Origin of the sequence: Algibacter ulvanivorans (assembly GCF_048381495.1) — a bacterium.
Lineage (GTDB): Bacteria > Bacteroidota > Bacteroidia > Flavobacteriales > Flavobacteriaceae > Algibacter_B > Algibacter_B ulvanivorans.
Window position 1 is genome coordinate 1 of record NZ_JBLWGD010000004.1, and the last position, 12,995, is coordinate 12,995.

Annotated in this window: 12 protein-coding genes; 7 read left to right on the forward strand and 5 right to left on the reverse strand. The window is 32.9% G+C overall.

All coding sequences use genetic code 11. The features are described from left to right. Positions 1-3,281 (reverse strand): galactose oxidase-like domain-containing protein (locus tag ACNG5D_RS10490; protein ID WP_418183476.1); only part of this gene is annotated, 3,281 nt, incomplete at its 3' end. A 352-nt stretch (positions 3,282-3,633) separates the two neighbouring features. Here ACNG5D_RS10490 and rplM point away from each other — a divergent pair. From rplM to tsf, 4 genes are all read left to right on the forward strand, one after another. Continuing rightward, positions 3,634-4,089, forward strand: a complete 456-nt coding sequence (gene rplM / locus ACNG5D_RS10495; RefSeq protein ID WP_418183477.1) for a 50S ribosomal protein L13 — start codon at positions 3,634-3,636, stop codon at positions 4,087-4,089. Between the two features lies 1 nt (position 4,090). Further along, positions 4,091-4,477, forward strand: a complete 387-nt coding sequence (gene rpsI / locus ACNG5D_RS10500; RefSeq protein ID WP_282122869.1) for a 30S ribosomal protein S9 — start codon at positions 4,091-4,093, stop codon at positions 4,475-4,477. A gap of 188 nt (positions 4,478-4,665) precedes the next feature. Beyond that, positions 4,666-5,433: a 30S ribosomal protein S2 gene (rpsB, locus tag ACNG5D_RS10505; protein WP_418183478.1), complete on the forward strand. Its 768-nt coding sequence runs from the start codon at positions 4,666-4,668 to the stop codon at positions 5,431-5,433. 86 nt (positions 5,434-5,519) lie between these two features. Then, positions 5,520-6,494 (forward strand): translation elongation factor Ts, encoded by a 975-nt coding sequence (gene tsf, locus ACNG5D_RS10510; RefSeq protein WP_418183479.1) that lies wholly within the window; start codon positions 5,520-5,522, stop codon positions 6,492-6,494. A gap of 99 nt (positions 6,495-6,593) precedes the next feature. Here tsf and ACNG5D_RS10515 read toward each other — a convergent pair whose 3' ends face one another. The 4 genes from ACNG5D_RS10515 to ACNG5D_RS10530 are packed head-to-tail and all read right to left on the reverse strand — an operon-like array spanning position 6,594 to position 10,115. Beyond that, entirely contained in the window at positions 6,594-8,813 is a 2,220-nt protein-coding gene (locus ACNG5D_RS10515; RefSeq protein ID WP_418183480.1) for a nitric-oxide reductase large subunit, read from the reverse strand. 28 nt (positions 8,814-8,841) lie between these two features. Continuing rightward, positions 8,842-9,177, reverse strand: coding sequence for a cupin domain-containing protein (locus tag ACNG5D_RS10520; protein ID WP_418183481.1), 336 nt, complete (start codon positions 9,175-9,177; stop codon positions 8,842-8,844). A 4-nt stretch (positions 9,178-9,181) separates the two neighbouring features. Next, positions 9,182-9,637, reverse strand: coding sequence for a hypothetical protein (locus tag ACNG5D_RS10525; RefSeq protein ID WP_418183482.1), 456 nt, complete (start codon positions 9,635-9,637; stop codon positions 9,182-9,184). A gap of 46 nt (positions 9,638-9,683) precedes the next feature. Beyond that, positions 9,684-10,115, reverse strand: a complete 432-nt coding sequence (locus tag ACNG5D_RS10530; RefSeq protein ID WP_418183483.1) for an RrF2 family transcriptional regulator — start codon at positions 10,113-10,115, stop codon at positions 9,684-9,686. Positions 10,116-10,326: 211 nt separating this feature from the next. Here ACNG5D_RS10530 and pyrH point away from each other — a divergent pair, with 211 nt between their 5' ends. The 3 genes from pyrH (at position 10,327) to ACNG5D_RS10545 (ending at position 12,980) form a co-directional block, all read left to right on the forward strand. Beyond that, positions 10,327-11,034, forward strand: a complete 708-nt coding sequence (gene pyrH, locus ACNG5D_RS10535) for a UMP kinase (protein ID WP_418183484.1) — start codon at positions 10,327-10,329, stop codon at positions 11,032-11,034. Positions 11,035-11,087: 53 nt separating this feature from the next. Then, positions 11,088-11,645 (forward strand): ribosome recycling factor, encoded by a 558-nt coding sequence (gene frr / locus ACNG5D_RS10540; RefSeq protein WP_418183485.1) that lies wholly within the window; start codon positions 11,088-11,090, stop codon positions 11,643-11,645. Between the two features lie 63 nt (positions 11,646-11,708). Then, a complete protein-coding gene (locus ACNG5D_RS10545) occupies positions 11,709-12,980 on the forward strand; it encodes a hypothetical protein (protein ID WP_418183486.1) in 1,272 nt (423 codons plus the stop codon). Positions 12,981-12,995: the final 15 nt, after the last annotated feature.

The window sequence follows — 12,995 nt, forward strand, 5'->3', positions numbered from 1 at the left end:
AAAGTAATTGTTACATCTACTTCATTTGGCAATGCACTTAATATAACTTCATCGCCTTGATTAACATTTATAACTTCTTCGCCGCTTTGCCATTCGCCATTTATTTTATATTCTTGGGTTAATGGGTGTATTGCGCAAATAGAATCATCAACTATATTTACATCTAATGTTTTAACACATCCAGATTCAGATTCAAAAGTATATAAACCTGATTGAGATTGAGTAACATTACCTAAATTGTAATCTCCATTAATAACGGTACTATCTGGTAAAGTAATAGCAAAACCAACACCTTCTTGATTTATACTTAATAATAACTCACTTCCTTCAATCACAGTAATCTCACCCTCTCCACTTCCAGAAACACCATTAATAATATATTCTGGCAAAAAGTTTGCGTTTCCTTCACAAGGTAATGGAGGCATCCCATTAACTATTATTTGCAAAGTTACTTCACAACCATATATAGAGGTAAGAGTATAAAAACCAGCATCACTATAATCTACATTTCCTAGGTCGAAATCATCACCTACTCTTGTTCCGTCAGGTAAAGTTATTGTAAGTCCATCAATGTTAGGCAAAGCACTAATAATAACTTCGTCTCCTTGATTAACATTAATAACTTCTTCGCCACTTTGCCATTCGCCATTTATTTTATATTCTTGAACATGATCATCACAAGTTTGCTCAACAATAGCCTTAAATCTAATTGTTTTCGCACATCCATCAATTGAAGTAAACGCATAAATACCATTATTTTCCACTTCTACTAAACCATCTCCAGAATAAGAGTCTATTTTATAAGCTGTAGTGTCTTCGAAATTAGGAAAATCACTAACAGAACTTAAAGTAGGTCCATCAACAACTGGTAAAGTAACCATATATTCTTTATTACCTGGAACTATCGCTCTAATATATACCTCAACACCTTCAGCTGCCTCTACATAATCACCATTTAGCCAATCGCCATCATCTCCTATTTTATATTGTGTAATTATATTTTCAGCTGTACAATCATACAATCCACTATTCTGCTCTAAACCTAATTTATAATAATATTGTATAACTTCTGGTCTATGAGCTTTATTAAACACCTTTAATTCATCAATTTTTCCATCAACCTCATCGGTAATACCACTTTCATTACCAATAATTCTTCTGTCATAGAAACCTGAGGTAGTAAAAGAAGAAAAATATTGTTCAACAGTTTCAAGTGTTATTTCTCCAGATATATAACCAGAATTAATTTCAACACCATTAGCATAAAGTCTAGCTATATTACCATCATAAGTAGCTGCCATATGTAGCCATGTTTCTGGTGGAGTATACCCAGAAAACAACCTTACATGACGACCATCTGTTGTTGGAAATGCCCATTTATATAAGCTATTATGAAATCCAAAAAACAAATCTGGATAATCATTAGCAAAAATGCTTCCATTAAATTCAATTTCGTCCCTATATACCCAAGCCATAACAGTTATTTCTTTAGAAACAGACCCTAAAGAACTTGAATAAGGTATTTCTACTAAAGAATTACTATTATGTTCACTACCATCCATCTCTAAAGAGTTACCATTAAAACCATTATTGCTCCAATAATTTTGTGTTAAATTTACTGGATTTGAGTTATTATCACGTTCAACAATAGTCGCATCGTTATTATAAATAGAGAAATCTTTTACTGTACCTCCGGTTCCTTCTTCAAATTTTAAATCTAACACTAAAGTTGGATTATTCTCTAAAGGTATTACCGAACCTATTTTAATACTTTCTGCAATTGAAGGCACCCCATTATTATCAATACCAAATAACATATAAATCCCTGGTGGCAAAAGCTCTCTGTCAGGGATAACAACTGTATAATCTCCTCCATTAAAACTAAAGTCTACAGGTATTCTTCTTTGCTCATTATTAGTACTATGTGTTGCAGAAGAAAACCTAACTAAACTAAATTCTGTAATATTTGCTGAACCAGACACTTGAATATTTGTATTATAGCTTGCAGTTTCTGGTGCACTAATTGTAGGTCTTGTAGCTAAAGAACCATCATTATTAAACAAGTATGCAGGACTATATATTTCTGCACTAAAATGATTTACACAATCTGGAACAGGCCCAGCACATAAGCCTCCTCCTCCAACAAAAACACGTGCATCTTGCATTAATATAGCTACGCTATGATAGGTTCTTGCCTCTTGCATAACAGCAGTATCGGACCAAGTATTTGTAACTGGATCAAAAAGTTCTCCAGCATAGCTTGCTCCTTCATCTGTAAATACTGATCCTGTATCTAAACCACCAGTAATTAAAACAGTTCCATCTGGTAATACTGTAGTATTATGCATAGCTCTGGCCTCATTCAAACCAGGTACTTTAGTTACTATAGGAGTTTCAGAATTTATATCAATTACATAAGAAAGATCTGAAGCCGGCGCCCCCATACTATAAGTCCTTGACCCGCCAGTTTTTAAAACCTTACCTATATCAAACATTGCTGCATTACCATTCATAGAGTATACATCATCCAGTCTACTACCTAAATCTTGAACTTGAGGGTTGTTTATGTCATTTATATCTATCCAATGCATATTTGTCCCAGGTCCTGCATGAAATATTTTACCATTTGGAGCAGGTATTAACCATGCATGATTATCTGTTCTATATATTTGTTGAGAAGGATCGGGATCATCTAAATTAGGATTATTTCCATCTGTTAGCATTTCTCCTTGTAATGATGGTATACCTATCCAACCTGTATTAGGTGTCCAAACTTCAGCATATTTCCCCCCTAGTTCTCCTGCCCATGATCCACCAATAGTAAAAACTGAACCATCAGATAACGTAACATTACCTTGATACCCTCTAGGAACATTCATATTATCAGCAACACTCCATAAACCAGTTTCATAATCATAAAGACTTGTTTTTTCACTCGAACTGCCACCGGCTGCTAAAATCTTTCCATCTGGCAAATTATTAATTCCAGGACAAAACATATCGTGATTTGTATTAGACTCAGTACTTTGTTCGGCTACCCCATCTATTCCTTGAAAAGGATCAAATATCTGAGTATAAGTAGAACCATCTGCACCACCGTAAGTATCTTTATATTTAGAAGACCACACAATTAACTTACCGTTAGGAAGGTTTGCAGCCGCAACAGGAACTATATCAAAAATAATTGGATCACTCCATTTACCAATTTCAGATGGATTTTGAGCCCGCAAATTAAACGTACAAAGAACTAACGGTAAAAAATATAAGTATATTTTTTTCATAATTGGAGTTGTTTTAATTAATAGCTTCTACGAAACTAAAAAAAACACAACTAATTAACTGCGTATCAAAGCACTATTCGACTATTTGACAAAAAAAAACGATAAGAATCAAATTACATACATAACTTAAAAATGAAATACCATTATTAACTTTAAACAGCATGTCTTATTAAAACAAAAAAACTACAAATCAACCAATTAACCTGCAGCAACCTCAAATAAAAATCACAAAAAATTGAACAAAAAATATGTGCAAAATAATATCGCTTCACTATTTGGTAATCAAATATTTAATCGTAAATTTGCAAACTCTTTTTGAGAGAGGAATGTTTAATAATTAAAAAATCAAAGTGTGGACACATTAAGCTACAAAACGATTTCGGCAAACAAAGCTACTGTAAATAAAGAGTGGGTTTTAGTTGATGCCGAAGGTCAAGCGCTTGGTCGTTTAGCTTCTAAAGTTGCAAAACTATTAAGAGGTAAACACAAGCCTAATTTCACACCTCATGTTGATTGCGGAGACAATGTTATTATTATCAACGCAGAAAAAATCACATTATCTGGTAACAAATGGACTGACAAGTCATACATTCGTCACACCGGATACCCAGGAGGTCAAAGAAGTTTAACTGCTACAGAATTGTACGGAAAAGATCCTGCAAGAGTAGTAGAAAAATCAGTTAAAGGAATGTTACCTAAAAACAAATTAGGAGCAAATTTATTCCGTAACTTAACCGTTGTTGTTGGTACAGAGCACGCTCATGCTGCACAAAAGCCAAAAACAATAAATCTAGAAGAATTTAAATAACATGGAAGTAATTCACAAAATTGGCCGTAGAAAAACGGCTGTTGCGCGCGCCTATGTTGCCCCAGGAAAAGGTAACATTACAATTAATAAAAAAGACTTAGCTAATTACTTTACTACAGCTACTTTACAGTACAAAGTAAAGCAACCATTAGTTTTGACTAACAATGACGCCAACTTTGATATTACAGTTAATGTATATGGAGGTGGTATAACTGGGCAAGCAGAAGCTGTTCGTTTAGCAATTTCTCGTGCAATGTGCGAAGTTGATGCAGAAAACAGATTAACGCTTAAACCAGAAGGTTTATTAACTAGAGACCCAAGAATGGTTGAACGTAAAAAATTCGGTCAGAAGAAAGCTCGTAAGAAATTTCAATTCTCGAAACGTTAATATCCTGGACATGGTTCAGGATCTGTGTTTCAGATTCCTTTATCATTTTCAAAAAATAATAATAAATTAATAACAGTTATTGTTGTCCGAGTTTTAAAAAACAGGATTAGTTTAGCATCTAAATGAAGCCAACGGCTAAATGCCAAATGGAACATTGCTAATTCAACAGAACGTAAACTATTACAAAAATGGCAGTAGAAGTAAAAGAATTACTTGAAGCAGGTGTACATTTTGGACACCTTACACGTAAGTGGGATCCAAATATGGCGCCTTACGTATATATGGAGCGTAACGGTATCCATATAATAAACCTATATAAAACAGCGGCTAAAATAGACGAAGCTGGAGCAGCACTTGCTAAAATTGCAGCATCTGGTCGTAAAATTTTATTCGTTGCAACAAAAAAACAAGCAAAAGATATCGTTGCTGAAAAAGCTGGAGAAATTAACATGCCTTACATTACAGAAAGATGGCCTGGTGGTATGTTAACAAACTTTGTTACTATTAGAAAAGCCGTAAAAAAAATGGCTTCTATTGATAGAATGAAGAAAGACGGAACTTTCAATACTTTATCTAAAAAAGAACGTTTACAAGTAGATCGTTTAAGAGCTAAGTTAGAAAAAAACTTAGGTTCAATTAGCGACATGACGCGTTTACCAGGTGCTTTATTTGTTGTAGATATTAAACGTGAACATATCGCGATTAAAGAAGCTCAAAAATTAAACATTCCAATCTTTGCAATGGTTGATACAAACTCTGACCCTCGTCAAGTTGACTATGTTATCCCTGCAAATGACGATGCTTCTAAATCAATTGATAAAATATTAACGTATGTAGCATCTGCAATATCTGGTGGGTTAGCTGAACGTAAAGCAGAAAAAGAAGCCTCTGCTAAAGAAACTCCTAAAGCTAAAGCTGCTCCAGCTAAAAAAGCAGTAGCTGAAGAAGAAGAATAAATAACATTAATAAAACATAATTAAGTCGTTTAATTCTTTTCTTTATTGAAAATTATATTGAACGACTTTTTTAAATTATAACAACTATGAGTACTACAGTAAAAGTTACAGCCCAAGAGGTTAACAAATTAAGACAAGCAACGGGTGCAGGTATGATGGACTGCAAGAAAGCTTTAGTAGAAGCTGAAGGTGATTTTGATAAAGCTATCGAAGTGCTTCGTAAAAAAGGACAAAAAGTAGCTGAAAAAAGAGCCGATAGAGACTCTTCTGAAGGTGCTGCTGTTTCTAAAATTAATGCAGACCAAACTCAAGGTGTTGCCATCGTATTAGGATGTGAAACTGATTTTGTTGGTAAAAACGAAAACTTTTTAGCACTAGCTAACCAATTAGCCGAAATTGCACTTAACACAAATTCTAAAGAAGAATTTTTAGCTGCCGATTTTGATGGTATGACTGTTGCCGATAAATTAGTTGAACAAACAGGTGTAATTGGTGAAAAACTAGACATCACTTCTTTTGAAAAATTAGAAGCTGCTTATGTAGGTTCTTATGTTCATATTAACAAAATTGCTGCTTTAGTTGGTTTATCTACTAAAGTTGATAATGCTGATGTTTTAGTAAAAGACGTAGCAATGCAAGTAGCATCTATGGGGGCAACTTCGTTATCTTACAAAGATTTCGATCCTGCTTATGTAGCATCTGAAACTGAAGCAAGAATTGCTGTTATTGAAAAAGATAATATTGAATTAGGGCGTTTAGGTAAAACATTAAAAAATGTACCTCAATACATCTCTATGGCGCAATTAACCCCTGAAGTTTTAGCGCAAGCTGAAGAAGATGCTAAAGCAGAATTAAAAGCTGAAGGTAAACCAGAACAAATCTGGGATAGAATTTTACCAGGAAAAATGGAGCGTTTTATTTCAGACAATACGACTTTAGATCAAGAACAATGTTTACTTGACCAAAAGTTTATTAAAGACGAAAAGAAAACTGTAGCAGAATATGTTTCATCTTACGGTGAAGTTGAAATCTCTGGTTTTAAACGTGCTTCTGTAGGTTAAAAAATGCTGCTGAAGCAATTGCAATGAAAACATAAAAAACCACTACTCTTTAGAAACAGTAGTGGTTTTTTGTTTTCCTAATATATTTAAATTTAGTCTTTAGTTTTTCTTTTTAATACAATACACTGTTTCCTGTATAGTAAACCAACAGAAGTAAAATATACCTACAGAGAATATAATATCTCCAATCATTCTTAACCATTTTAAGGTTTGTACTGTTGGAGAGTATAACAACTCAGCATCTCTAGCAAAAGAGTATCCTTTAGTAATAGAAGTGTATGCTTGTATAATACCAACTGGTAATAAACTTAAAACTACCATAGCTACCAAACCTATATTTAATAACCAAAATGCACGCTTTAGTTTTTTAGAATGCCATACTCTGTCCGAATAAAAACGCAGGCATATAATAATGAATCCCATACCTAACATTCCATAGACACCAAATAAAGCGGTATGCGCATGCACAGCTGTAGTATTTAAACCTTGTATATAGTACAATGCAATTGGCGGATTAATTAAGAAACCAAATACACCAGCTCCTACCATATTCCAAAAGGCTACAGCTATAAAGAAAAAGATGGGCCATTTATACTTTTGCACCCATTCATTAGACTTTAACAAGTTCCAGTTTTCTCTAATTTCAAATCCCATTAAAGTTAATGGCACAACCTCTAAAGCACTAAATGTAGCACCAAGCGCAATAGCTTGTACGGGTGTACCAGAATAATATAAATGGTGAAGTGTTCCAATAATTCCACCCGCCAAAAATATAGTGGCAGATGCTATAGAAGCTTTACCAGCTGTTTTAGCAGATATTATTTTCATTCTTAAAAATATAAATGCAATAATTACAGTAGCAAACACTTCAAAAAAGCCTTCAACCCAAAGGTGTACTAACCACCATCTCCAATAATTAATAACTGGCAAACTACTATTTTCGCCATACATTAATCCAGAGAAAAAGAACATTCCAATAGCAATAACAGAAATTAAAAGAATGATTAATAGATGCTTAGAATCATCCTTTTTTCTAATACCGTGAAGAATGTGTCTACCAACCATAACAACCCATAAAACTAACCCTATACCAAGGAATATTTGCCAGAATCGTCCAAGATCCATGTACTCATAACCTTGGTGCCCAAAAAAGAAGTTAGTTGTTAAATCTAAAAACTGGTGTACGCCTAACCACTCCCCTAACAAAGAGCCTAATACTATAATAAGTAAGGCTATAAATAGAAAATTAATTCCAAAAACCTGAAATTTCATTTCTTTTCCACTAATCATAGGTGCTAAAAATAAACCTGTTGCTAACCAAGTTGCAGCAATCCAAAATACAGCTAATTGTGTATGCCAAGTTCGTGTAATAGAATAAGGCAATATATTAGCTAGGTCGAACCCAAAAAAGGCTTGCCCTTCAACGGTATAATGCACAGTTAAAATACCGAGTATAATTTGCAAACCTATTAATAATGAAATAACTACAAAATATTTTAGTACCGCTTTTTGAGATCGTGTAAGCGTAAGATTACTTATAGGATCCTTTTCTGGGTGTACAACAGCCTCACCTTTTTCATGGTTTCTTATATAATAATAGGCTAATATCCCAATAAATAATAATAACAGTATAATAGAAAATCCAGACCAAATTTGAGAATCTGGAGTAATGGTATTGTCTATTAAGGGTTCATGTGGCCAGTTTGAAGTATAAGTATACTCTTGGTTTGGTCTATTTGTACTAGCAGCCCAAGATGTCCAAAACAAGAATGCGTTTAACTGTTCTAGTTTTTCTTTATTTACTAAAGCCCCTTTTTGAATGGCATATTGTTCATGCCCTTCAGAAAAAATATTTGCATAATATTTAGAGTTATTTTTTATAGCGTTGTATCTCGCTAAAGATATTGTTATAACCCTATTCTCTTCATTAAATGTATTTACTTTTACATGGTTAATTAATCTTGCTTTTAAAGCAGCTTGTTGTTCTGTATTTAAAGTGTTGTATGCTGCATTAAAATCTTGCTTTGCCCAGCTATCTAGCATAAAAATGGCTTCTTTATGGATCCAATCGGCTGTCCAATCTGGTGCAACATAACTTCCATGTCCCCATATAGACCCAACTTCCATACCTCCAATAGACTCCCAAACATTTTGTCCAACTTGTATATCTTCTTTAGTAAAAACAACCTCTTGCGTTTCCTTTACAACAACTTTAACTGGTATAGGTGGTTGTGTTTGGTAAATTTCTGTACCTACCCATATTAATGCAATAAAAGATAGTATAACTACGCTTGAAAATCCAATCCAAATTTTCTTCATTTTTTTATGTCTTAATTATTTTATTTGTTTAAGCTATGTTTTCTACACGTTCTACCGTATCCATTTGTGAGAGTGATAAACGAACAATACTATCTTGAATCCCAATTAAATCATGCGGAACATTTTCATCTAGTGCTATTAAATCTCCTTTTACTAGTTTGTAACGCTCTCCATTTACACCGAAATCTATGGCGCCTTCAAAAACTTCAATAACTATTGGGAACGGTGCTTTGTGCTCTTTCATAAGCTGCCCTTTTTTCATTGTTATTCTTATTTCTTTGGATTGTTTTGTTTTTAATAAAACTGTTATATTTGGTTTATTGTCGTTATAAACCAAATCTTTGGTAATTGATGCTGTTTTCATTTATTTAATTGCTATTTATTTGCATTCGTTTTAAAAGTTTCATCCCATACATTACTAAGCAGACTGTTTTTATAATTTCGAATAAAACATAGTATAGATGTAATATACTTTCTGTAAGTATTTCGCCTTTTATTATTAATGTTGCTCTAGCATCTAAGGCTGGCAATAACCATACACTCTCAACTATTAAGAGAGCTAATGCTATAAAAAGGTAATAGGATTCTTTTAGTATTTTTTTAGGTTTATAAAGGATGAGCGATAATACTATTAATGCGGCACTAGTTAGTTCTACTTTATTTAGCATTCCAAAAACTAACTGCCCAATGCCTAACCCTAATTTTGTTGTAATTCCTGGTGCTTGAAACTTTAACCATGCCTCCATAAAACTTATGGCGCATACAAACCCTACCCATACAAATACTATTGCAATTCGATAATTATATATTCTTGTTATTTTCATAAGAGATTAAAAGACCTTTTTATCTTTTTTAATTATAAATTTTTTTTTATGGTTTTAATATAGTTGACTCTATATCCAATTTGTCTGTTATAGATACTAATGTTGTACTTTCCAACATAACTTTTAAGCGCTCTCTTATATCGGCAAATTTAAAGTGTAATGGACATGGTGCTTTAGCATCACACTCTTTAAGCCCTAACCCACAACCAGTATATATAGAATCTCCGTCTAAAACACTAACAACTTCACTTAATTTTGTTGTCATTTTATCTTTCTCTACAATAAAACCACCATAGGGTCCTTTTATAGACTTAATAATATTATTTCTAGTAAGTTGCTGTAAAATCTTAGCAGTAAAAGCTTGTGGCGAATTGATTTCTTCAGATATCTTGTTTAAACTTACTTTGTTATTAAGTTTAGATTGCTGTGCTATATATATAACTGCTCTGAGACCGTATTCGCAAGATTTAGAAAACATATATTATAATATTAATAATGCAAAGTTATAGATAATTTTAATAAAGGACAATTTTATCCTTTATAATTTTACAACCATTATTATTTATCTAAATTCTACATATAAACTAAGTCTTATATGTTTCAATTCTTTTTTTAACAATCGGCTATATTGATTATATTTGCCAAACTCTTATTTTCGCCAAAACGAAAATTATATCAAACATTAGACTGTGCAATACAAAAGAATACTATTAAAATTATCTGGCGAGGCCTTAATGGGAAATCGTCAATACGGTATAGACCCACAACGTTTAGCCGAATATGCTCAAGACATTAAAACCATTACAGATAAAGGTATTGAAGTTGCCATAGTTATTGGTGGTGGAAATATTTTTAGAGGTGTAGCAGGTGCTAGTAAAGGTATGGATCGTGTACAAGGCGACCACATGGGCATGTTAGCAACCGTAATTAATGGTTTAGCCTTACAAGGCGCTTTAGAAGACGCTAACATTCCAACAAGATTGCAAACAGCTATAAAAATTAACGAAGTCGCAGAACCTTTTATTAGACGTAAAGCTATGCGTCACCTAGAAAAAGGGCGCGTTGTTATTTTTGGTGGTGGCACAGGAAATCCTTATTTTACAACAGATTCGGCTGCAGTATTACGCGCCATAGAAATTGAAGCCGATGTGATTTTAAAAGGCACTAGAGTTGATGGTATTTATAATGCCGATCCTGAAAAGGACAATACGGCTATAAAATTTAATTCAATTTCTTTTGATGATGTTTTAAGAAAAGGCTTAAAAGTTATGGATACAACAGCCTTTACATTAAGTCAAGAAAACAAACTACCTATAATTGTTTTCGATATGAATAAAAAAGGAAACTTACTTAAAGTCGTATCTGGAGAAAATATAGGAACTGTTGTAAACGTTTAATTTTGGCGTAATTTTTGAACCATTTTATATAATTTGAAAAAAAGTTTAAAACAATGAACGAAGACATACAATTTATATTAGACAGCACTAAGGAGTCTATGGGTAATGCAATTGCCCACCTTAAAAAGCAATTTTTAAATATTAGAGCTGGTAAAGCAAGCCCAGCCATGTTAGGTAGCGTTATGGTTGATTATTATGGTTCTCAAACACCACTTAGCCAAGTTGCAAATGTAAATACACCGGATGGTAGAACAATAACCGTACAACCATGGGAAAAAAACATGCTGCAAGAAATAGAACGCGGTATTGCTTATGCTAACCTTGGTTTTAACCCTATGAATAATGGCGAAACAATAATTATTAATGTACCGCCATTAACAGAAGAGCGTCGTAAAGATTTATCGAAACAAGCAAAAGCTGAAGCTGAAGATGCAAAAGTGAGTATTAGAACTGCGCGTAAAGAAGCGATGAATGATATTAAAAAAAATGATGATGCATCAGAAGACATAAAAAACAATGCCGAGATTGATGTGCAACAAATTACAGATAATCACGTTAAAAAAATTGATGAGCTTTTTGATGTTAAACAAAAAGAAATCATGACCGTTTAAGTAAAAAAAGCGACCATGTAAGTCGCTTTTTTTATCATATTATTAGTTCTAGGGTTTTTATAAATGTTAAAGCATTATACTATTTTCATTTTTATAATATGCGCCACCTTAGTGCAAGCCCAACCATTCCCTGAAAAAAATTTTAAGCCTAAACAAGACTCCATTAAAAAAAAAGCGCTATTAAAAAGCCTTGGCAATGGTTATTTACCCTCAAAATACTTTAATGCAGATTTAAGATACTTAATAAAATACAACCAATACGAAGGTGTTAGAACTGGGCTTGGAGGCGAAACAAACAAAGCTTTTTCTAAAAAATACAGGCTTAACTCTTATGTTGTTTATGGCTTTAGAGACCATCGGTTTAAATATAGTATTGGGGGCGGTTTTAGGCTGGCAGAAAAAACAAATACTTGGATTAATTTTTCTTATACTGACGATTTACAAGAAACTGGAAGCACAAAATTTTTAACAGACAAACGCTTTTTTCAGTTTTTTGAACCCCGATTACTAAATATCAATTTATTTCATAAACACATTACAAAAGCCTTAAATATAGAGCATCAAATTACCCCAAACCTTCTATCGGAAACAGAACTAGCTATTAGCAATATTAGCCCTACCTATAATTACAATTATATTTTAAATGCCACACCTATAAATAGCTTTCATTTAACAACAGCAAAATTAGGCTTTCAATGGAGTCCTTTTAGCCGCATGGAATCTACACAAAAAGAAGGAAACAAAATTAAAGAAGGCTTTCCTAAATTTACATTCCAATACACTAAAAGCTTTAAAAATGTATTTGGCAGTAATTTTGGTTTTTCCAAATTCGATTTTAGAACATTATACAAAATAGGAAATGAAAAAGACTCTCATTCTGAAATTACATTAGTTTCTGGTATAACAAACGGCAATACACCTTTAACACACCTATACCACGCTTACCCTAATAATATAACCAAAGAAACCATATTACAACGATTTTCTGTAGCGGGTTTAAATAGCTTTGAAACCATGTTTTTTAATGAGTTTTTTTCCGATAAATTTGCTACATTTCAAATGAAATATTTTTTAAAACCCTTTAAGGTTACTAAACGTTATAAACCTCAAATAGTTTTAATTACTCGTTATGCAATTGGAGATATGAAGCACCCAGAAAAGCATCAAAACATATCATTCGGATCATTAAAAAAAGGATATACAGAATCTGGGTTTGAGTTTAACAAACTACTATTTGGCTTTGGTTTGAGTTTTACATATCGATATGGTGTATACCATTTACCAGAATTTAGCGATAATATTGCGTTAAAGTTTACATTTAACGTCTCATTATAAGGTATTATGCTTGTT

Excerpts from the sequence above, each read along its gene's own strand:
- rpsI (WP_282122869.1), top strand. The coding sequence starts at position 4,091 with ATGGAAGTAATTCACAAAATTGGCCGTAGAAAAACGGCTGTTGCGCGC.
- rpsB (WP_418183478.1), top strand. The coding sequence starts at position 4,666 with ATGGCAGTAGAAGTAAAAGAATTACTTGAAGCAGGTGTACATTTTGGA.
- tsf (WP_418183479.1), top strand. The coding sequence starts at position 5,520 with ATGAGTACTACAGTAAAAGTTACAGCCCAAGAGGTTAACAAATTAAGA.
- ACNG5D_RS10515 (WP_418183480.1), bottom strand. The coding sequence starts at position 8,813 with ATGAAGAAAATTTGGATTGGATTTTCAAGCGTAGTTATACTATCTTTT.
- ACNG5D_RS10520 (WP_418183481.1), bottom strand. The coding sequence starts at position 9,177 with ATGAAAACAGCATCAATTACCAAAGATTTGGTTTATAACGACAATAAA.
- ACNG5D_RS10525 (WP_418183482.1), bottom strand. The coding sequence starts at position 9,637 with ATGAAAATAACAAGAATATATAATTATCGAATTGCAATAGTATTTGTA.
- ACNG5D_RS10530 (WP_418183483.1), bottom strand. The coding sequence starts at position 10,115 with ATGTTTTCTAAATCTTGCGAATACGGTCTCAGAGCAGTTATATATATA.
- frr (WP_418183485.1), top strand. The coding sequence starts at position 11,088 with ATGAACGAAGACATACAATTTATATTAGACAGCACTAAGGAGTCTATG.
- ACNG5D_RS10545 (WP_418183486.1), top strand. The coding sequence starts at position 11,709 with ATGTTAAAGCATTATACTATTTTCATTTTTATAATATGCGCCACCTTA.